Annotated in this window: 20 protein-coding genes; 13 read left to right on the top strand and 7 right to left on the bottom strand. The window is 39.8% G+C overall.

All coding sequences use genetic code 11. The features are described 5' to 3' along the window. Both ACTQ45_RS09745 and ACTQ45_RS09740 read left to right on the top strand, forming a co-directional pair. Positions 1-2,508, top strand: a complete 2,508-nt coding sequence (locus ACTQ45_RS09745) for a phosphoenolpyruvate synthase (RefSeq protein ID WP_441763560.1) — start codon at positions 1-3, stop codon at positions 2,506-2,508. Continuing rightward, positions 2,492-3,601 (top strand): hypothetical protein, encoded by a 1,110-nt coding sequence (locus ACTQ45_RS09740; RefSeq protein WP_441752371.1) that lies wholly within the window; start codon positions 2,492-2,494, stop codon positions 3,599-3,601. The genes ACTQ45_RS09745 and ACTQ45_RS09740 overlap by 17 nt, the downstream gene beginning before the upstream one ends. A gap of 412 nt (positions 3,602-4,013) precedes the next feature. Here the strand turns inward: ACTQ45_RS09740 and ACTQ45_RS09735 are convergent, their stop codons facing one another. Further along, positions 4,014-4,394, bottom strand: a complete 381-nt coding sequence (locus ACTQ45_RS09735; protein ID WP_441752370.1) for a YbaN family protein — start codon at positions 4,392-4,394, stop codon at positions 4,014-4,016. Between the two features lie 190 nt (positions 4,395-4,584). Between ACTQ45_RS09735 and ACTQ45_RS09730 the strand changes: the two genes are divergently transcribed. Next, a complete protein-coding gene (locus ACTQ45_RS09730) occupies positions 4,585-5,751 on the top strand; it encodes a hypothetical protein (RefSeq protein ID WP_441752369.1) in 1,167 nt (388 codons plus the stop codon). 84 nt (positions 5,752-5,835) lie between these two features. Here ACTQ45_RS09730 and ACTQ45_RS09725 read toward each other — a convergent pair whose 3' ends face one another. Further along, on the bottom strand, positions 5,836-6,531 hold the full coding sequence (locus ACTQ45_RS09725; protein ID WP_441752368.1) for a YggS family pyridoxal phosphate-dependent enzyme: 696 nt from the start codon (positions 6,529-6,531) through the stop codon (positions 5,836-5,838). Between the two features lie 213 nt (positions 6,532-6,744). On the opposite strand from ACTQ45_RS09725, the gene ACTQ45_RS09720 reads away from it, so the two are divergent. Continuing rightward, the gene (locus tag ACTQ45_RS09720) at positions 6,745-7,191 is read left to right on the top strand and encodes a hypothetical protein (protein ID WP_441752367.1); all 447 of its coding nucleotides are present in this window, start codon (positions 6,745-6,747) and stop codon (positions 7,189-7,191) included. Between the two features lie 51 nt (positions 7,192-7,242). On the opposite strand, the gene ACTQ45_RS09715 is transcribed toward ACTQ45_RS09720, so the two are convergent. Beyond that, the gene (locus tag ACTQ45_RS09715) at positions 7,243-7,917 is read right to left on the bottom strand and encodes a TMEM164-related integral membrane acyltransferase (protein WP_441752366.1); all 675 of its coding nucleotides are present in this window, start codon (positions 7,915-7,917) and stop codon (positions 7,243-7,245) included. 264 nt (positions 7,918-8,181) lie between these two features. Between ACTQ45_RS09715 and ACTQ45_RS09710 the strand changes: the two genes are divergently transcribed. After that, positions 8,182-8,622: a YtoQ family protein gene (locus ACTQ45_RS09710; RefSeq protein WP_441752365.1), complete on the top strand. Its 441-nt coding sequence runs from the start codon at positions 8,182-8,184 to the stop codon at positions 8,620-8,622. Positions 8,623-9,095: 473 nt separating this feature from the next. Here ACTQ45_RS09710 and ACTQ45_RS09705 read toward each other — a convergent pair whose 3' ends face one another. After that, on the bottom strand, positions 9,096-9,371 hold the full coding sequence (locus tag ACTQ45_RS09705) for a chorismate mutase (RefSeq protein ID WP_441752364.1): 276 nt from the start codon (positions 9,369-9,371) through the stop codon (positions 9,096-9,098). A gap of 155 nt (positions 9,372-9,526) precedes the next feature. Between ACTQ45_RS09705 and ACTQ45_RS09700 the strand changes: the two genes are divergently transcribed. From ACTQ45_RS09700 to ACTQ45_RS09690, 3 genes are all read left to right on the top strand, one after another. Then, positions 9,527-10,933 carry an aldehyde dehydrogenase family protein gene (locus ACTQ45_RS09700; protein WP_441752363.1) on the top strand — a complete coding sequence of 469 codons (1,407 nt, stop codon included), beginning with the start codon at positions 9,527-9,529 and terminating at the stop codon, positions 10,931-10,933. Between the two features lie 30 nt (positions 10,934-10,963). Further along, the gene (locus tag ACTQ45_RS09695) at positions 10,964-12,001 is read left to right on the top strand and encodes a serine hydrolase domain-containing protein (RefSeq protein WP_441763559.1); all 1,038 of its coding nucleotides are present in this window, start codon (positions 10,964-10,966) and stop codon (positions 11,999-12,001) included. A gap of 62 nt (positions 12,002-12,063) precedes the next feature. After that, positions 12,064-12,549 carry a DUF1622 domain-containing protein gene (locus tag ACTQ45_RS09690; protein ID WP_441763558.1) on the top strand — a complete coding sequence of 162 codons (486 nt, stop codon included), beginning with the start codon at positions 12,064-12,066 and terminating at the stop codon, positions 12,547-12,549. A gap of 85 nt (positions 12,550-12,634) precedes the next feature. Here ACTQ45_RS09690 and ACTQ45_RS09685 read toward each other — a convergent pair whose 3' ends face one another. Next, entirely contained in the window at positions 12,635-12,832 is a 198-nt protein-coding gene (locus ACTQ45_RS09685) for a hypothetical protein (protein WP_441763557.1), read from the bottom strand. A gap of 251 nt (positions 12,833-13,083) precedes the next feature. Here ACTQ45_RS09685 and ACTQ45_RS09680 point away from each other — a divergent pair, with 251 nt between their 5' ends. From ACTQ45_RS09680 to ACTQ45_RS09665, 4 genes are all read left to right on the top strand, one after another. Then, positions 13,084-13,728: a DsbA family oxidoreductase gene (locus ACTQ45_RS09680; protein ID WP_441763556.1), complete on the top strand. Its 645-nt coding sequence runs from the start codon at positions 13,084-13,086 to the stop codon at positions 13,726-13,728. A gap of 26 nt (positions 13,729-13,754) precedes the next feature. After that, positions 13,755-14,348, top strand: coding sequence for an RDD family protein (locus tag ACTQ45_RS09675; RefSeq protein ID WP_441752358.1), 594 nt, complete (start codon positions 13,755-13,757; stop codon positions 14,346-14,348). Between the two features lie 142 nt (positions 14,349-14,490). Then, positions 14,491-14,763, top strand: coding sequence for a hypothetical protein (locus ACTQ45_RS09670; protein ID WP_441752357.1), 273 nt, complete (start codon positions 14,491-14,493; stop codon positions 14,761-14,763). 204 nt (positions 14,764-14,967) lie between these two features. Continuing rightward, positions 14,968-16,368, top strand: a complete 1,401-nt coding sequence (locus ACTQ45_RS09665) for a L,D-transpeptidase family protein (RefSeq protein ID WP_441763555.1) — start codon at positions 14,968-14,970, stop codon at positions 16,366-16,368. A 104-nt stretch (positions 16,369-16,472) separates the two neighbouring features. On the opposite strand, the gene ACTQ45_RS09660 is transcribed toward ACTQ45_RS09665, so the two are convergent. Then, on the bottom strand, positions 16,473-17,567 hold the full coding sequence (locus ACTQ45_RS09660; RefSeq protein WP_441763554.1) for an FUSC family protein: 1,095 nt from the start codon (positions 17,565-17,567) through the stop codon (positions 16,473-16,475). Between the two features lie 207 nt (positions 17,568-17,774). On the opposite strand from ACTQ45_RS09660, the gene ACTQ45_RS09655 reads away from it, so the two are divergent. Further along, positions 17,775-18,239 carry a Fur family transcriptional regulator gene (locus ACTQ45_RS09655; protein ID WP_441763553.1) on the top strand — a complete coding sequence of 155 codons (465 nt, stop codon included), beginning with the start codon at positions 17,775-17,777 and terminating at the stop codon, positions 18,237-18,239. Between the two features lie 143 nt (positions 18,240-18,382). On the opposite strand, the gene trpS is transcribed toward ACTQ45_RS09655, so the two are convergent. Continuing rightward, a complete protein-coding gene (gene trpS / locus ACTQ45_RS09650; protein WP_441752353.1) occupies positions 18,383-19,372 on the bottom strand; it encodes a tryptophan--tRNA ligase in 990 nt (329 codons plus the stop codon). Positions 19,373-19,552: the final 180 nt, after the last annotated feature.

Here is a 19,552-nt window from a genome sequence, read left to right as displayed (position 1 = left end):
ATGAGAAAATTACAAGAAACTACAAAAGAATCATGGGGATCAAAAGCTTTGAACCTCGCTTTAATGCAGGAGCACGGTTTGCCGGTTCCTGCGTTTTCAGTTTATCAGTGTCAGTTCTTTACGGAAGCAGAGACAGTTGTTTATTTAGAGGCACAACAAGCTTTATTAGAAAACCAACAAATTACTATAACCGAGTTGAGTCGCACACTGCAAGTGTGGGCTAAAGAAAAGGTATTGGTAGAATATTTTGATGAGGTTGATGAGTTATTAGAGCAAAATAGTACCAAGACTTTTTCAGTGCGTTCGTCAGCCACAGTTGAAGACAGACCGGACACCTCTTTTGCTGGGCAATTTAAAACGACCTTAGATGTTGAAGTTAAAGAGTTGACTGAAGCTATCGCAGAAACAATCGCTTCTTTATATTCAGAGTCATCTTTAACGTATTTATTACATCATGGGATTGACTTAGCAGCTGCCGAAATGTTGGTCATTATTCAAGAGATGGTCGTTGGCGATGTCTCTGGGATTTACTTTACGGCTAATCCACAAGGGATTTTAAATGAACATGTGGCCGTCTTGGGGCAAGGTGTAGGCGATCAAGTGGTGGAGGATAAAGTTGCGACTACAACACTCACTTATTATCCATTAGACGATTTAACTTATTATGACACTTGGGAAGATTCACCTCAGCCGAGCGAGCAACAGATAACGGCTTTGAAAGAGATGAGTCAAACACTGATGGAATTATTTGGGCCACGACTAGATATTGAATTTACTTTTGTTCAAGATGAGTTATTTATCCTACAGGCGCGTCCGATTACTACTTTTCCTAAGGGGGAATTGGAAGCTACTATCATTTTAGATAACAGTAATATCGTCGAAAGTTATCCGGGTACTACGACACCTTTAACGTTTAGTTTTATTAAAGAAGCGTATTCGAGCGTCTTTCGTGGGCTAGGGCGTCGAATTGTGGGCAATCGGACAAGTGCTGAAAAGAAAGTCTTGGCAGCTTACGAAGAGACCTTTGAAGACATGATTGCGATGGTCAATAGCCGGGTCTATTATCAAATTCAACATTGGTACCAACTCTTACAATTACTACCTTTTTCCAATAAGATTATTCCAATTTGGCAAGACATGTTAGGTGTGCGTCAAACACAAGTGCCTAAGACACCGATTCATATTAGTGGTTGGCAACGAATAAAATTCAGCTTTAATATTCTAAAGGAATTTTTCCAAGCGCCTAAACAGATGGCACAATTAGAAGCAGACTTTCACCGGATTGAAGATCTGTATGACAAGAATTATTCACCCATTACAGAGATTGAAGAATTGCGAGCGTTGTTTGAAGAAATCAAAGCGGCCGTCCTTGATCAGTGGGATATCACCTTGGTGAATGATTTATATGCCTTTGTATTTACAGGGCTCTTTAAGAAGTTGAATCAAGAACGTCCAGAAGCCGAACTTGAATTGGCGGGGATTGAACAAATTGAAAGTATGAAGCCAGCACGAGCGCTACATGCTTTAGCTAAAAAAGTTCAAAAAGACAAGAGCTATCAAAAGCAGTTACTAGCCTTAGAAGGTGATCAGGTGGCTGCGTTTTTAAGTAGTGATCAACAGCCCTTGACGCATGAAATTGAACATTACCGTCAACGTTATGGCAACCGAGTACCTGAAGAATTAAAGTTAGAAACACAGACTTATCAAACACATCCAGCTAAGTTAATCGAGGCAATCTTGTCCTATCAAGACTCAGAAGATGCCAGCCAAATGCCTCAAGGGGCTCGTTTAACATCACGCAATCCCTTAAAAAACTACGTGAAGAAACAAGCGTTACTGGGTATACAGTACCGCGAAAGTTCGCGTTTGAATCGCACACGAATTTATGGGATGATGCGACAACTCTTCTTAACAATGGGGGAGCGTTTAGTTGAAACAGGTCAACTCGAGCAGGTGGAGGATACCTTTTGGCTGGAAATGAATGAATTATTTTCATTAAAGCAGTCGGGGCATCAGCCGCAAGTTTTAGTGGAAGAGCGTCAGCGTAAGGCGGCTTTAGATAAGCAGTTGCCGGCCGTTAGTCGTTTGCTTTATGTTGGGGATATTATTGAGAAGCCTGTTCGTTCGGTTAATTTGTCCGAGACGGTGAGTGATCAAGTGTTGTTTAGGGGGATTGCTTGTTCGAGGGGGCGTATTAGAGGAGAAGTGGTTCGGATTGATGACATTAGTCAAATTACGGCTAGAGAGACGCAGGGGAAAATTATCGTGACGCGTATGACGGATCCTGGTTGGGTGCATTTGTTGGCCCAGGCGAAGGGGATTGTGGCTGAGCGTGGTTCTTTGTTGTCACATACGGCGATTATTTCGCGTGAGTTAGGGATTCCTTCGGTGGTGAATGTGCCAGGGATTATGTCGGCTTTGAAGTCTGGTGATGTTATTGAACTGGATGGGCAAGCGGGGACGGTTGAAAAGTTAGTGGGAGGTGAGGCGGATGGAGGCGAAGAATGAAGAGTTTCTAAACTCAGTGTCGATTCGTAAGGTTGAAGCGGGGAGTTTGGAAGAAATCTTATGTCTGGCTTTGCCACAGTTGATTTATCCTGAGGATCGTTTGATGCAGTCAGCGGGTGAGTTTCAAGCGCAGTTAGCTGGCAATCACCCGCTGAGTGTGACCTATGAGTTTGAAGCTTGGCTGATGTGTACGGCGGATGGTCAACCATTAATGCGGGCTGCTTTAACATTTCCCTACAGTCGTCCTGGGGTTGGCTATTTGGGTTACTTCGAGAGTGTGACACGTGACGAGGGCTTGATGCGAGCGTTTATCAGTTCTTTAAGTCAAAGGGCAAGGGACTTAAAGGGGGCTGAAACTTTAATCGGGCCCGTTCAAGCGAGTTTTTGGCTAGGCTATCGGATGCAGTTGTCTGGTTTTTCGGATGCGCCATTTACCGGGGAACCTCATAATCCTGCTTACTATCCGAAATTATGGGAAGCGGCTGGTTTTGAGTTGAAGGAACATTATGTGTCGAATTTCTTTCAACAAATTCCTGCACAGTACCGTGAGTCGCGTTTGAAGAAACGCTATCAGAAATTTATGGCAGAAGAGGTGCGTTTTCTTTCACCTAAACGTGGGCAATGGCAAGAGGTCTTGCCCGAGGTGTTCAGCTTATTAAGTGACTTATACCGGGACTTTCCTTTGTTTGAGAGGATTTCTTTCGAGCAATTTTCGGAAGTTTTTAGCGACTATCAACAGATTCTTGATTTTTCGATGGTGCAACTCGCTTACAAGGAAGAACGCTTAGTTGGTTTTGTAATCACTGTGCCTGATTATGGTCATTTGGTTTATCGCCCAATGACCGGTCTGAATATCTTGAAGATTCTCAAGCGCCGTCGCAAGGCAAAGCGTTATACGATCATGTATTTAGGCGTTGATGGTGATTATTTAGGTTTGGGCTCAGCTTTGTCCTACTTAATTTACGAGGCGATTGAAGCGCGTTCTGCCTATGCGGTGGCGGGATTGATTCATCAAGGCAAAGTGACTAAAAATTATGTATCGGATTTGCAGGCCTACCAACATCATTATGGTATTTATGAAAAGAAGATTTAGCGGTAGTTAGTTATAGGCGGATTCAGTTTGGAATGAGTCCGCTTTTAGCTTTTCTATTATTGGGAAGATGCAAGGAGATGGCTAGCAGTGCTTAGTAGTGACTAGCTAGAGACAAAACGTGTCACCACCCAACGATTGTTGGCACAAACAGTCATCAATTGTGCCAAGCAATCAGTGAGACACGTTCCAACTCTCGACTTATTGAACCAACCATACTGAACTGAGGCTGGTCGCTTGGGAGTGTCAAGCAAGTTACCTATTGGCAATAGTCGGTGGGATTGCAGGTCATCGCAAGTGGACACTTTTATCTTTCTTGCGAGAAATGCTGATTAAGCGCTTCAAATAAAAGGTTCAAACTTCCAAAAAAACAACCGGACTCACTTGATGTGAATCCGGTTGTTTTTGCTTATAGTTAGCTATGACTGTCTTCTTCTTTTTTATCGGGTATGACTGCAAATAACATGATTGTTAAGAAAATCATCAGGCCAAACACTAGCCATTTAACCCAAATAATCGGTGCGAGAAAGATGGACAGGCCCATTATTAAGTAAATTTGGATCATGATTTTGTACTTTTTAGCACGTGGAATCGCTCGGTGTTCTGCATAATCCCCCACGTAAAAATCGTAAATCTTCTGTTGCTTTAACCAGCCATAAAATTTATCAGAGCTACGGGCAAAGCAAAAGCCGGATAGTAATAGGAAGGGCGTGGTTGGTAGCACAGGAATTAAAGTCCCTATACTTCCTAATCCAAATGAAATAAAACCGAGTGACATAAATAATAGACGTTTCATTTTTACTTCCACACCTTTCTTTTTTTATCTTCTTGTTCATTATAGCACAAACCTTCGAGAAGATATATAAAATTTTATAAATGTTCTATTCTTTTTTGTATGTGTAAAGCCACCCACAACCGATATATGTGACAGAAACTAGTCAAAAGGTTATACTAATTGAAAAGACTAACTTTTACAGGAGGCAATAATGATAACTTATTTTCCGCAAAATAATTGGGAACCTTTTGTTTATCAACGTTTAAATGAGCTGATTGATACGTATCAGCAACCGCATGGCACGCCACATAATCAACAAGCTTACGTGGTGTTTGATTTCGACAATACGAGCGCAATCTCTGATGTTGAGGATAATCTGATGATTTATATGCTCAAGCATCTTCTTTACAAACTTTCGCCTCAAGATTTCTTGATGATTTTGACGAGTGGCCCCTTTGATTTTGATTTAGAGCTAGCACAAGGGCGTCCAGAATTGACACCGCGTAATCTAGCTTTGGATATTATCGAAAATTATCAGTGGCTCTATGACCATTATATTATGAATGAAGCCATGTCTTTAAATGAAGCCAAGGCAACGGATTACTACCGCGATTTTCAAGCAAAGCTTCGCTATTATTACAAGGCGGTGAATAAGCATTTCACACGTCAAGCGGGCGAACCCTGGGTTACTTACTGGTTCCAAGGCTACAGCCAAACTGAATTTATTGAGCTGTCTCGCCAAATGTTAGCCGAAGCACTTGAGCAACCTTTTGAACGTCACGTTTTCACAAGTAGTGAAGAACGACCTGGCCTGGCTGGCATGGTCGAGAGTCAATTTGTCTCAGGACTTGCCTTTCCTCAGGAACTTCGTGACTTATATAAGGCTCTACAAAGCCATCAGATTGCGATTTATGTGGTAAGTGCTAGTCCAATTGATTTAGTTCGCACAGCAGTTTTGGAGTTTGGCTTCAACGTTCCTTTCAACCAAATCATCGCCATGTGTTATGGCATTGATCATGACAGACACATTCGGGCTCAGATGGAAGCCGGTACGCACATCACCAAGGGAGCGGGCAAAACGGATGCGATTTTAAATCTGATCGCACCGCTACATGGCGACTCTCAACCGGTTGCTTTATTCGGTGACAGTATGGGCGATTACGATATGATGATGAACCTTAAAGGGGTGAGATTGAATGTGCTGTTTAACTGTCTGCTAGATGATGACACACGTTCAATCGTTGAACTTACTCACGGTCTGTACGGTCGACCTGATGCACAATTTGTTCTTCAAGGCCGTGATGAAAATGCTGGCCAATTACGACCTTCACCTAAAAGTATTGCTCTAGATAGCACACAAGAGCGCTTAATGTATTAATTTTTTGACACAATGCTCTTTAATACTAACTACACAATGTAAAAAAATCCTGTCACAGCCGATGGTCGGTGTGGCAGGATTTTTTTATAAGCCTTCGAAAAAGGCTGAACCGATTCTAACAATACTAGCGCCTTCAGCAATCGCGACTGGGAAGTCTTGGCTCATCCCCATACTCACTTCGTGACAAGGTGCATGGGCAAGTGATAAGTTTGCCATTTCTACTTGTAAACGTTTCAGTTCATTAAAGTAGATGTGCAAGTCTTCTTCTGAAGCGTCATAAGGCGCCATAGTCATTAATCCAACAACTTGAATTTTATCAAAGGTTGCAAGGGCTTCAAGTGTTTCTTTTAATGTCTCAGGTTCGAAACCCGCTTTACTTTCTTCACCACTCACATTGACTTGAACGAAACAGCGCACAGTTTCTTCTGCACGTTTTTGAATTTCTTTGGCAAGTGATAGGCGATCAAGCGAGTGTAAGTAATCAATCGTATTAATCATGGTCTTCACTTGGCGCGATTGTAGGCGACCGATGAAGTGCCATTCGATTGGCTCATTTAAGTCACTTAAGGCTGCTTGTTTTTCAATCAGTACATCGGATCGATTCTCACCAAAGGCTTTGACACCTAAATCAATTAAGTTCGCTATGATTTCAGGGGAAACTGTTTTGGTTACAGCAACAACTTTGATGTCATCTTTAGAACGTTTAGCAGCGTGTGTAGCTGCTTCAACTTGACTCATAATGGTTGCATGATTTTTTTGTAAGATGTTTTCTGTCGACATAAATTTCTCCTTCTTTAGATTCTATGACCTAGTATAGCATATTCCTCTTTTCTTGGGTTAGAAGGATTGGTATCCTATTTTGTGCAGAATAGACTATAAAACCAAATTTGTGACAATTGTAACAAAATAAATAAACTTTGTAGCTTTATTCACAATCATGTTCTATAATAAAGATGTAGTCAAGGGAGAACAGAAAATAAAGGAGAGATTATGATGGGAAGAAAAGTTACCGAATTTCGTTTTCACTTTCACAATGGTGGGGAATGGACAATCGCAATGGAACATATTGGAGATTTATGGATTAGACGTGTTTCAACAAGTATCGGCCGGATCAAAGGTGGCGATATTGTAGAAATTAATCCAGCTCAGGGTTTAAAAATTGAAATTTATCCCGATGCGGATACCTTCCAGTCTACCAGCATTAACCAAGGTGGTTTAGAAGCCGGGATGTTTGAAACGGTTGTGAAAAACGACGATATCGAATGGATGACCTTAGTTTGGGACGATGAAGAGAAAGAAGAAATTTATTTCCCATTTGAGCCTTCAACACCTGATAAGACAGATAACGTGTATATGACAGCTAAAGTAGGATCGAATGGTCACTTATACATTGTAATCCATCCAACTGACACTGTAGATGACGTTTACCCAGTTAAATAACTAAACGATACTGCAGCTAGACTCTTACGAGTGGGCTGCAGTTTTTTTAATTTACTGATTATACTGGCGGTCGACTCGGTTGAAAATTTGTTCGCCGATTTGAAATAACAAGAAGCTCACGACATAAACGCCGATTAAATATAACGGATCAGCCAGGTCTTTGAAAATTGGTTTATCTACGAGATAGAAATAATTCCCCTTAAGAATAGGATTTAAGAAAAAGACTATTATGACGTATAAGGATAACCAAGCATAGGCAATGTATTTATCTAGTGAGTGTAGTGTGACTTGATAGGCGATAATCATGTAAAAAGGCAATAGTAGGGTGATGACATGATTGGTTAAAAAGCTGACGCCTAATGGATGGTTAATTGGTTGAATATCCGTTGGAACCAGAAAACTTAACCAAGCAAATAAACTGAAATAGGCTATCACAGAAAATAATTTATGATTGTGAGTGATTAAGAAGATAATCCCTAGAATACTTGTAATCCTACTTAAGTGTAAAGGGAGGGAAGCTGAGAGCGAAAAAATGTCGAATACAATAAAGTATCCATAAAGTAAACATTGTTGTAAGAGGCTGATGAATAGGCTGATGGTCGTCAGTTTCCGTCTGTGTTGGCGGACTTTAATGGGATTTAAAAATAATAGTAAGCCGAAAAACGTTAAAATGCCTACATATAGTAAGTGATACTTTCCTAAGATGGTAATGGGAATATAATCCATAAGTTGCTCCTGTTAGTTTGATAATTATTTTTATCATATCAAAAAATGACAGAAAAAGGTAAGAAAGTAATTAACTTGGGTAAGAAGCTGGCTATGTTTGCAACTTAGTCGCAGGCTTGTTAACATTAGAAATGAGGTATAGTTGGCTTGAAGAGCGATTGATTTTAAGCCAATGTTTCTAGTGTTAGACAGTTTAGAGGTATTGTGGGTTAGCTTCGTAAAATAGTATCATTAATTTGAGAATAAAAATGGAGGAGATTGTATATGAAATTTGTTGTTTATTTAGCAGGTCAAATTCATGATAATTGGCGTGAAGAGTTGAAGGAACAAGTTATGAGAGCTGATTTACCATTTGAATTTGTTGCGCCTCAAACAAATCACGACTTATCAGATGCGATTGGTGAGCAAATTCTTGGGGAACAACCCGGTAAGTTCTACCGAGATGATGCGGCTTCAGCGATTAATAATTTCAGAACTGAAGTTCTAATGCAGAAGGCGGATATTGTGATCGCACTGTTTGGCGACAAATACCGTCAATGGAATACTGCGATGGATGCGTCGACGGCAATTAATTTAAATAAGCCACTCATTATAATTCGACCAGAAGAATTAATTCACTCATTAAAAGAATTATCGAATAAAGCTAACGTTACTGTTGAAACAATTGAACAAGCGGTAGCTGTGCTAAATTATTTAACTGAATAAGCCATTTAAAAAGCAAGAGCCTCACACCGAATTAAATAGTGTGAGGCTCTTTGCGTGGATTTTAATATCACTAGCTGCTCTTTAACCTCTGTCACGCATTAGTCCTTTGTCACAATTTATGGCGCAAGGATAACGCAACTTGTGGAAAGATAAAGGTGTCAGCCACTGCGTGTCTGACGATTTTATAAACACTCTGTCTCTACGAAATGTAGTGAGCTGGCGCGAACTCCCCTCTACCATCGTTATTGTCGGAGAGGGTAAGTGTTTGTCCCTGGTCGTGACGGCGATTTGCAGTTTTGCCCCTGGTCGTGACGGCGATTTGCAGTTTTGCCCCTGGTCGTGACGGCGAGGCGCAGTTTTGCCCCTGGTCGTGACGGCGAGTCGCAGTTTTACCCCTGGTCGTGACGGCGAGTCGCACTTTTCCTTGGCCGTAGAAACGAGCCCAGCCCCTCCATAACGAATCTTATCTAAGCTTAATCCTTTTTATTAGATAGCCATTCTTCTTGGTGTTGGCGAGAAAGACGCATAATTTCGGCATATAATGCTGCAACTTGGTCAGCTAGCAAAGGATCCTTAAGGTAACTTTGGACTTTTTCAATCACTAATTGTTCACGACTAGCATCAAGAACAGGTAATTGATTAGCTAGTTTTACACGGGCAACCTCCTCAACAGTACGTGTTCTTTTTTCAAATAAGCGGATAATTTCTCGATCAATTGCATCGATTTGTTGACGTTCTACTTCTAACATAAAATTAGCTCCCATCTTAAGTATTGGGGATAGTGTACCATAGTGTTATAGACTTAAGGAAGGCACAAGTCCCCTAATGTATTCTTCTATAAAAGAGAAGGCAGATTGATTGCGTCATTCTTTTGGATAAGAGATAATTAAAATGAGGTGATTTTATGAAACAATATCAAAATTATGTTAACGGGCAATGGCAGGATGCATTATCCAATGAATATAGCGAAGTGATTAATCCGGCAACTGAAGAAGTGATAGGAGAAGTTTCAAAGAGTAATCATGAGGATGTAGATCAAGCAGTCGAAGCAGCAAAACAGGCTTTCCCTGCTTGGAACCGTACGTCGATCGAAGAGCGTTCAGACTATGTTGAAAGAATTCTGTCAGGAATTGAAGCTCAACAACAACTACTAGCCGACACGATTGTTGCGGAATTAGGCTGTTCACAGACATTTTCGAACAATGTGCAAGTGCCATTGGCAATCAGTGAGATGCGAGCGACTTTAAATGATATCAAACATTATGACTTTGAAGAACAGCTTGATGATGCGACTGTTGTCAAAGAAGGAGCAGGAGTTGTGGCCTGCATTACCCCTTGGAACTATCCCTTAAATCAAATTCAACGTAAAATTACGCCGGCTCTATTGGCTGGCAATACAGTTGTTGTAAAACCAGCGAGTGATACCCCGATTACCGCTTTATTACTAGCGAGAATTGTTGATGCAGCCGGCTTACCGTCTGGAGTTTTTAACTTAATTACAGGAAGTGGAAGTGATGCCGGTGATTACTTAGCTGGTCATCCCGATGTGGCGATAGTTTCCTTTACAGGTTCAACAGATGTGGGGCAAGGACTCTATGCTAAAGCCAGTAGCACAATCAAGAAATTGGTACTGGAATTGGGCGGCAAGTCCGCTTTAATTTATTTACCAGGTGGTGATTTAAACTTAGCAGTAAAAAAATCCGTAGATACTGTGTTGAATAACCAAGGGCAAACCTGTGCGGCCTTGTCACGTCTGTTAGTGCCTGCCAATGAATATGATACAGTCATTAAAGCCTTGAAAACTTACTATGATGAAACAGTTGTTATTGGAGATCCAACTGATGATCGTACTATGGTTGGTCCGATGGTATCGAATCGCCAACGTCAAACAGTCCTCGATTATTTAGAAATTGCACATGAAGAAGGGGCTGAAGTATTAGTGGGCGGTCAAACGATTGAAAGAACAGGGTTTTACGTGGAGCCAACCATTCTCGTCAATGTAACCAACGATATGCGCATCGCGCGTGAAGAAATTTTCGGCCCAGTCTTAGTCGTGATTACTTACGACACTGTCGATGATGCGATTGAGATTGCCAATGATTCGCCTTATGGTTTATCTGGAGCTGTTGTAGGCCCGCCAGAACAGGCCCGCCGAGTTGCTAAGGAAATGAGAACCGGGAATGTTTACATTAATAATGGGGCACGCAATCCACGCGCGCCTTTTGGTGGCTATAAACAGTCAGGAATTGGCCGTGAAATCGGCTTGTACGGTGTTGAGGACTACGTTGAAATTAAAACCATTTTTGTTTAAAGTCCAAACAGAAAGGATGCCAAAATAGGAATGACAATACTTCGCCCAACACTTATCAATCAAATCTTTAAAAAATATTTAAAAAAAGCGCAAGTGCCCGAAGCAATATTATTTATAGAAGACTCAAAAGGCACTTTTACTCATCAAGCGAGGCAAGGTGAATTGACTATCGACCGTCCCTTCTTAGCGGCTAGCTTGACCAAAATGTTTGTAACTTGTCTGATATTACAGCTAGTTGAAGAGGAACGTCTCAATTTGACAGATGGATTAGTTTCTTATTTTGACCGGGGGACGTTAGAGGGTTTACATGTTTTCGAAGGTAAAGATTATAGTTTTGACTTGACGGTAGCGGATTTATTGTTTCAGACGAGTGGCTTGGCGGATAGCTATTTGGAGGGCCCGAGCAATTTTTCTAAGCGTTTAGTGAGCGAAGATTTTAGTGTGACGAATGAGGAAAGAATTCAATTAACGAAAAGCTTGAGTGCTCATTTCAAGCCAGGAACAACAGGCAAAGCGTTTTATGCCGACATTAATTTTAATTTGCTGGGTCAGCTGTTGGAAAACGTGTTGGAGCAACCATTAGCCATATTATTTAAGGAAAGAATTTGCCAGCCATTGGCTTTAAGTCAAACTTATTTAATAGAAAAAGATTCAGCTGAGTTGCCAAATGTTTACTTTGAACAGCAAGTATTGAATCGTCCGAGGTTTCTTGCCCAAGACGCTAGTAGTGGCTTAGTCACGACAGCCCGTGATTTAATGATTTTTCTTAAGGCTTTCTATACTGGTCAGCTATTTGACCCTAGAATTTTTAAAAGGCTTGAGAGTTACCATGAGTTGCAAGCGGATTGGGCTCCGATTCGTTATGGCGCCGGCTTTATGAAATTGCCATTAAGGAAACGGACGAAAGAGGGGCTTAAGCAAGTTGAGTTGTTGGGACATACGGGTTCGACTGGTGCTTTTGCTTTTTATTATCCGCAAGGCGACTTGTTTTTGGTTGGCACTTTACAACAAATGGCTCGTCCGGATTTATCGATCCGGATGTTGATGAATTTAGTGATGAAATTATAGTTGCATCTGTCTTTGTCACTTGGTATGCTTGCATCAAGAAAGAGTAAAGTAGGGTGATAAAGATGTTAGAATTATTGCGTTTTATCGAAGAGTCTTTCAGTCCAATTGTAGTACATGCGCTTGAACTTATCGGGATTTTTATGATTATCTTTGGTAGCGTCAAGGCCTTGATGATTTTCTTCAAAAGTGGAATGGATTTAAATAATTCACTTGTCAAGATTACACTTGGTGAAGCTTTAGCTTTGAGTTTAGAGTTTAAATTGGGCGCAGAGATTATTAAAACGGTCATTGTTCGCGATTTAAATGAATTAATCATACTTGCTTTTGTTGTCGTGCTGAGAATTGTTCTGACGCTCTTGATTCACTGGGAGGTTAAGCAAGCAATTATCACGGGGGATATTCAGCGCACTGATCAACCACTACAGAATGTTATCTACCGGAACAATGAAACGAAAGCTCCAGATCAAACATCCGCTGATACCAAGCCAAGGATTGCCCCTAATAACACAATAAGAAATAACACATCAAAAGAGACGCCAAAGGAATAATACTTCTGGCGTCTTTTCTTAATTCTTCATATATTTATGCCAGTAACGCGTGAGATTTTTCTTATCTTCAAGGTTAAAGTTTTAGTCAAGCTAAATCAATTGGAAAGTGGCATGGAAAGTTAATCGTCATTTTCCCATAGTTTAAACCAGATTGATCGAATGTGTCAGCAAACTGACGAACAGCTGACTCTTCAATAGAAGCAGCCAGATGTTTTCTCGTATGGTTAAAGCTGGTGCCATGAGCAACAAAGGCAAGGAAACTCCAAGCGATTCTTTCGCTCATATCCGGATAGTTAGTCTTTACCCCAATTAACACCTCTCGAGTAAATTGTTGAAGGTCGTTAAGTACTCTTCAACTGTTTCTATGGATACTATCCTTAGATTATAGTCAGTTCATTGTCTGCAATTTTGATGGTAAATTATAATGAAAGGATTAGTGCTCTTAGTCTGTCTGGTTGTACTTTCACTCAAATCTACATTATAATATTAGACAGGTTAATCATGGTGATAAATTTAAAGAACGGAAGTGTAAAAATGAACGTCACAATTTGGTCTGATTTCGTCTGTCCATTCTGCTATATTGGGGAAGCACATTTAGCGCAAGCCTTAGCGGAATTGGATTTTGGCGAACAAGTAGAAATTGACTATAAGAGTTTTTTATTAAATCCAGAAGCGAAATATGATGACAATAAAAGCTATCTACAATCATTAGCAGACGACAAAGGCATGCCGCTTGAACAAGCAAAGGAAATGACTCAGCGTGTAGTGGATATGGGACAAGCCGCTGGTTTGGCTATAGATTTTGAACAGGCTAAATATGCGCCAACTCAAGATGCTCACCGGGTCTTTCAATATGCTAAAGAAAACGGGAAAGGTAATGAGTATTTTGAGCGCTTTTACCAAGCTTACTTTACACAAGGTGAGAACTTAGGAGAAGCAGAAGTGATTGTAAAACTTTCGAAAGAAGTTGGTTTAGATGAAGAAGTTGTACGCTCAATCCTAGCATCCGAAGATTATCAAGACGCGTTTTATGCAGACATTCAACAAGCGCAAATGATTGGAGTCCAAGGTGTTCCGTTCTTTGTCTTAGCCAATAAATACGCCGTGTCAGGTGCACAACCCACTGAATTATTTAAAGAAGCTCTAACCCAAGCATGGCAAGAGCAAGCAGATGCCTAAATAAATGGAAAGTGAGGCGATGATTAATGAGCCATAAAGATACACTTGAAGCAGTGAGCGATCAAGTTGAAGATAGCCAAACACTTTTGGCACAAAATCCTATCAGCAAAAAGCAACGGTTGACAGAACTTTTAGTTGACTGGCTGATGATCTGTTTGTATTTGATTAGTCTTTTCCTAGTTATGTTAATTGTTAACTACTTTGTTTATGGTGAAGCTTTACCGGCTCAAGATGAACGGTATAGTCATTTAATCGCGACCTTTACGACGAGCGTACCCATCAGCTTAATTTTTGCTTGGTTAGATTATCGTTGGGCAGGCACACTAGGGAAGCGCTTCGCAGGCTTAACAGTTCGATTTAAAAAACTATCCTTCGGACGAAGCTTATTGCGAAATATTATTAAATTCTTACCGTGGCAGTTTGGACATATGGCTGTCATTCATTTTATGTTTGGAGAAATTGACGCCTTTGGCATCGTTAGTTATGGTCTGTCTGTGGGATTATTAGTCCTATTTTTGTATATGGGTTTGTACCGTTTGGATAAACGTCATCTTGCTGATTTAATCGCAGGTTCTCAAGTAGTTCAAGCGACGAATTCATCAGAGAAATCAGAGGGGTAATCTTGTTAGGACGGTGTTTGTTTACTGTTTGACAAGCAGGAATATCGATTGAAAATTAAGTTTTTTAAAAGCTAAACAATACTCTAGCTTTATCCTTTTGCAAGATGTATAATGCTTCTATTAATCTTATGAGGTGAATAGAATGAAACCGTGTAGAGTATTCGAGCCTAAAGAACCGATTAAAGCAATCAAGGACTTTTCTCGAGAGTTGCTTAAATATAAAAAACGCGAAGGACTGGATTTAACGATTATTAAAGAGTCGATGGAACCTGTTATCGAAATTGAAGGTAGACAATATGTCTGTCACTTAGGCGACGCTAATCTGGCTGAAACTGAAAATCCTTTTCAACGAGCATTTGGGATGATGAGTACAGTTAAAGAACGAAAGGTCGTCAAATTGAACTTAGTGAAATAGTTGAAAATTTTGAAAGAGTAGCTTAATTGCTACTCTTTTTATTCTCATAGGGGCTTTGTCATGGTAAAATGTGGTAAAATAGTGATTAACTTATGAATTAGACTGTTGATTTTCAAATAAGCCTTTCGAGTTTTGTGTGAAGGCGGTTGCTAATTAATGGAGTGATTTAATCGTGAGATTAGTGAGTATAAGGAGCAAGTGGATATGAACACAGAATTTATTAAAAAGCATATAAAATATGTTCTACCGGCAGTCGGTATCGGGATTTTCATTCTATTATATTTGCTTGGCATATGGTTTTTCCAATCGCACTTCGTCCCTAACACGAAGGTGGGTGCAATTAGCGTAAGCCAATTGACACTTGAAAATGCCCAAGCACATGTTCAAAAAGAATTAGAAGAACAGCAAGTGATGTTAACTGAAAATGAGCAAGAATTGGGGTATATTGAATTATCTCAACTCAATGTTCAATCAGATACAACAGCGATTTTACAGCAATTATTGGAGCAACAATCTGCAGCCAAATGGCCTGTTTATCTGTTTGCTTCACCACAATCGGTTGAGCAGTTGGATGAGTATGTAACGTTCGATTCGTCAATGATAGAAGGCTTGATGGCTAGTGTGGGTGTCAATAACAATGAGCGTACTGCCAGCGCTGATGCTTATATTGGGATTAGCGAAGCGGGCGTCTATCAAATTAAAGAAGAAGTATATGGTCAACAAATTTCTGCCACGTCATTTGAATCAGCATTAGAAAAGCAATTAGAAAATGGAAAGAATAGTCTCGATTTAGCTTCAGCTTACATTCAACCATTGGTGCGTCAGGATACAGCTGAGGTGACTGATTTACAAGCACGCTTGGATAAGATGCAAAATGTCGCTATAACGTTGAAATTAGATGGAGAATCGATTGTGATACCAAGTGATGAAATTGCGAGTTGGATTTTTGTTGATGAAAGTCAAGAACCACAAGTGAATGTAGAATTGATTGAAGATTATTTATACGGTTTAAATGAGACTTACGCTTCATTATTCAAAACACGTCAGTTTGAAAGTACATACCAAGGGACAGTCACATTGGAACCTGGGACTTATGGCTGGTATATTGATCGCTATACAGAAGCGGAGAATATAGCTGCCAATGTTTTAGCAGGTGAAGATGCGACACGTGAACCGGCGATTGGTGGAAGTGGTTATGGGGTAGATATCAGTGATGACATTGGTGCCTCATATGTTGAAGTGGATGTTTATCATCAGATGATGACCATTTATATTGAAGGCGAAGTTGCTTTGCAAACAGCTATTGTAACTGGAACGCCGGGCACCAATACAGTGCCAGGAACTTACCAAGTGTGGAACATGGAAGAAGAGAGTACTTTGGTCGGTTACAATCCACGAACTGAAATGGATTATGAACAGCCAGTTGATTACTGGATAGCATTTGATGATCAAGCACAAGGCATTCATGATGCGAACTGGCAATCTTCTTTTGGGGGCGAAGCATACTTGAGTAATGGTTCCCTAGGTTGTATCAATACACCGCCAGGTGTAATGCCAGATGTCTTTGAACTTGTTTATTATGGCATGCCTGTAGTTATTTTCTAAAGAATATAAGCACTAGCACATATGTTTTCATTTAATTATGAAAAAAGAAGCCAGTTTCGAGTGAACCGTTAGACGGTTGTACTCGAAACTGGCTTTTATTAGTATTAATTTCTTAGGTCATCGTGCGAGGTATCGTATTGCTGACCTTCGTTTTGCAATTTATAATTTCGGACCAGACGATTTAAGTTAGTCAATTTCTCTTCGTAAGTGAAACTAGCAGCCATGATATGAGTCACACCATTGGCTTCAAATTGATGATGTTCCTTCACTTCTTCTTGATGTTTTGCTTCAGAAAAGAACATATCTAAATAATCTTCTCGGTTTTCACGGTTCATTTCCATGTAGTTCACTGCTTCAGGGGGGACTTTACCATAGAATTTCATGATGATTTGTTCATGAGCAGTGAATAAGGTTTCGAGACGTTCACGGAAAATCGTACGAAATTCGTCAGGAAAGTCATGATAAATATGACTGTATTTGTGTAAGGTATCTAATAACTCGATGGCGCTTTGAGTCGTGCGTCCCATATGGCGGTAGATAACTAATTTACGTGCTCGAGCCACACGTTCTGATTTTGAAATAATCCATTCTTCACTAATCAGGCGGAATAATGTGTTGAATTGTCCCATTTGCTTTTTAGCCCATTGAAGATCACGATGTAAAATAGAAAAATCAGTATTCTTACGTAAGGTAGCTCGTAGTAAAAGTAGCACTTCGCTTGTTACTGATTCGAGTGTTTTGAAGAATTGAGCATCATGTTTAGGCGGATGGATGAGTAAGTTAATAACAAATGAAATCGAGACTCCGATGAATGTTTCCATTACACGAGCAAAGGCTGTCATGATATAATCAGGGTCTGTACTCAGCATAATAACAATAATTGTTACAATCGTTAATGGAATCACATCACTCAACTTTAAGCCATTCAGTACAGCGATTGCCAAAACGGCAGACACTCCGACGGCAATGGGGGAGTTACCAATTGCATAAATCAATAGGATGGCTAGCAAACCACCAATCGAGTTTGCTACTACACGACTGATAAATGTTTCAAAAGATTTTTTAACGGAAGGTTGAGTAGATAAACTTGCCGCAATACCGGCTAGGGCCCCACTACTGTCTGGAAACAATAAGATTGAGGCATAAATCGATAATGTTATGGCAAGACCGGTCTTAAGAACCCGTGCGCCAATTTTCATATGTATAAGCTCCTATGTCATTTAAATTTTATGGTTGCAAAAAAGAAAAATTCATTATACCTTATCATAAAACATCTACGAAAAAATTCAAGCATGTATCCTCAATTTAACATAAGTTTTATTCGATTAAGAGTTTGATTAGATATTGGAAATTTCGGATTGTTTGCTATAATGAAGATAAAGTAATTTGTGTAAGGAGGCGTTAGGATGACCAAGGAACATCCTCATAATCATGATTATTTGATAGAAGAAGTCATTCATGATTTAAAATTAAAAGGTATTCGAATAACACCACAACGTCATGCAATCTTGACCTACATGGTGAATAGTCATCGCCATCCGACAGTTGAAGAGATTTATCTAGATTTATTGCCAGATCATCCTGGAATGAGTCTAGCAACGGTTTACAATAACTTGCGAACTTTTGTTAATGAAGGTCTTGTCAAGGAGCTTAAGATATCTGGTTCAACCAGTCATTATGATTTCATTGCTCACGATCATCATCATGTGATTTGTGAGAATTGCGGTCGGATTACCGATTTTAATTTTGCAGAGATAAAGAAAGTTGAACAGGCTGCTCAATCACAAACAGGCTATCTCATTTATCATACAAACTTAGAGGTGCATGGACTCTGTCCAACTTGTCAATCGGCTATTCAATCGACACTTTAATATAGTTAATTGGTATAAAACTCTAAAACATCCTACAAGGTCTAGTAAAACTTACGATATTACTTTGAATCATATTCTGAAGGACGTTTTCCATCTAAAAAATCGCCTACTGCCATTAAGCAAGTAAGCGATTGGTTGATTTATTATGTGTAAGCTAGACCGATAGCTGTTTCCATACGAGCTAACGTGCGATTAGCTATTTCACTTGCCTTGGCAGCTCCTGTTGCCAAGATTTTATCTAATTCGTCACTTTCAAGTAATTCTGAATAACGTGTTTGAATTGGTTCGAGCACAGAAATCACTACTTCAGCTAAATCACCTTTAAACTTCCCGTATCCTTGCCCCTCGTAACGAGCCACAATGTCATCAATTGCTTCGTTGTTTAAAACAGAGTACATTTCTAATAAATTTGCGACGGCTGGTTGGTTGGCTTTGTCGTATTGAACGATGCCTAAAGAGTCAGTCACCGCACTTTTAATTTTCTTTGTAATTACGTTTGGTGTATCTAACATTGAAATATATGATTTAGGATTCGTGTCTGATTTACTCATTTTACTGGTTGGATCTTGTAAACTCATCACGCGACCGCCGGCTTTAGGAAAGATGCCTTCAGGTTTTACTAGTAGTTTTTTTCCGTAACGTGAGTTGAAACGGTCAACGAAATCACGTGTTAATTCAACGTGTTGTTTTTGGTCATCACCAACTGGAACGTATTGTGCATTATAGAGGACAATGTCTGCCACCATTAAAGGAGGGTAGACAAGTAAACCAGCACCGATGGATTCCTGTTTTGAAGACTTGTCTTTATATTGAGTCATCCTTTCTAATTCCCCAAGACCTGTATTGCACATTACAATCCATGCCGCTTGTGCATGTGCAGCAACATCAGATTGAACGAAAATCGTTGATTTCTCTGGATCGATCCCTAATGCAATATATAAGGCTGCTAGTTGACGCGTCATCAGTTTTAATTCTTTTGGATCTTGTTGAACTGTGATGGCATGTTGGTTGACGATACAATAAGTGGCATCGTAAGTGTCTTGCAATTCAGCAAAGCCACGCATTGCCCCAATATAATTGCCGATGGTTGGAATGCCAGAAGGCTGAACGCCTGAAAAAATAGTCGGTTTCATAAAATTACCTCGCTTCTAAATGATAAGAAATACTTAAGAATACATGAAATTTAATTCGAATTTTATATATTTTTAAAAGTTATTGATAATTCATTATAGCCTAAATTCGACTAAATGACAAAATAATTAGGCGTTTCTCATCATTTAAATATTTTATAATATACAAAAATTGACCTTCAA

It is taken from the genome of Fundicoccus sp. Sow4_D5, from assembly GCF_052116365.1.
Classification (GTDB): domain Bacteria; phylum Bacillota; class Bacilli; order Lactobacillales; family Aerococcaceae; genus Fundicoccus.
The sequence above is the reverse complement of the archived record's forward strand: the minus strand, read 5'-3'. Positions and strand labels throughout refer to the sequence as shown.

What these genes read in the sequence shown, in the direction of transcription:
- ACTQ45_RS09745 (WP_441763560.1), top strand. Translation starts at nt 1, where the DNA reads ATGAGAAAATTACAAGAAACTACAAAAGAATCATGGGGATCAAAAGCT.
- ACTQ45_RS09740 (WP_441752371.1), top strand. Translation starts at nt 2,492, where the DNA reads ATGGAGGCGAAGAATGAAGAGTTTCTAAACTCAGTGTCGATTCGTAAG.
- ACTQ45_RS09735 (WP_441752370.1), bottom strand. Translation starts at nt 4,394, where the DNA reads ATGAAACGTCTATTATTTATGTCACTCGGTTTTATTTCATTTGGATTA.
- ACTQ45_RS09730 (WP_441752369.1), top strand. Translation starts at nt 4,585, where the DNA reads ATGATAACTTATTTTCCGCAAAATAATTGGGAACCTTTTGTTTATCAA.
- ACTQ45_RS09725 (WP_441752368.1), bottom strand. Translation starts at nt 6,531, where the DNA reads ATGTCGACAGAAAACATCTTACAAAAAAATCATGCAACCATTATGAGT.
- ACTQ45_RS09720 (WP_441752367.1), top strand. Translation starts at nt 6,745, where the DNA reads ATGGGAAGAAAAGTTACCGAATTTCGTTTTCACTTTCACAATGGTGGG.
- ACTQ45_RS09715 (WP_441752366.1), bottom strand. Translation starts at nt 7,917, where the DNA reads ATGGATTATATTCCCATTACCATCTTAGGAAAGTATCACTTACTATAT.
- ACTQ45_RS09710 (WP_441752365.1), top strand. Translation starts at nt 8,182, where the DNA reads ATGAAATTTGTTGTTTATTTAGCAGGTCAAATTCATGATAATTGGCGT.
- ACTQ45_RS09705 (WP_441752364.1), bottom strand. Translation starts at nt 9,371, where the DNA reads ATGTTAGAAGTAGAACGTCAACAAATCGATGCAATTGATCGAGAAATT.
- ACTQ45_RS09700 (WP_441752363.1), top strand. Translation starts at nt 9,527, where the DNA reads ATGAAACAATATCAAAATTATGTTAACGGGCAATGGCAGGATGCATTA.
- ACTQ45_RS09695 (WP_441763559.1), top strand. Translation starts at nt 10,964, where the DNA reads ATGACAATACTTCGCCCAACACTTATCAATCAAATCTTTAAAAAATAT.
- ACTQ45_RS09690 (WP_441763558.1), top strand. Translation starts at nt 12,064, where the DNA reads ATGTTAGAATTATTGCGTTTTATCGAAGAGTCTTTCAGTCCAATTGTA.
- ACTQ45_RS09685 (WP_441763557.1), bottom strand. Translation starts at nt 12,832, where the DNA reads ATGAGCGAAAGAATCGCTTGGAGTTTCCTTGCCTTTGTTGCTCATGGC.
- ACTQ45_RS09680 (WP_441763556.1), top strand. Translation starts at nt 13,084, where the DNA reads ATGAACGTCACAATTTGGTCTGATTTCGTCTGTCCATTCTGCTATATT.
- ACTQ45_RS09675 (WP_441752358.1), top strand. Translation starts at nt 13,755, where the DNA reads ATGAGCCATAAAGATACACTTGAAGCAGTGAGCGATCAAGTTGAAGAT.
- ACTQ45_RS09670 (WP_441752357.1), top strand. Translation starts at nt 14,491, where the DNA reads ATGAAACCGTGTAGAGTATTCGAGCCTAAAGAACCGATTAAAGCAATC.
- ACTQ45_RS09665 (WP_441763555.1), top strand. Translation starts at nt 14,968, where the DNA reads ATGAACACAGAATTTATTAAAAAGCATATAAAATATGTTCTACCGGCA.
- ACTQ45_RS09660 (WP_441763554.1), bottom strand. Translation starts at nt 17,567, where the DNA reads ATGAAAATTGGCGCACGGGTTCTTAAGACCGGTCTTGCCATAACATTA.
- ACTQ45_RS09655 (WP_441763553.1), top strand. Translation starts at nt 17,775, where the DNA reads ATGACCAAGGAACATCCTCATAATCATGATTATTTGATAGAAGAAGTC.
- trpS (WP_441752353.1), bottom strand. Translation starts at nt 19,372, where the DNA reads ATGAAACCGACTATTTTTTCAGGCGTTCAGCCTTCTGGCATTCCAACC.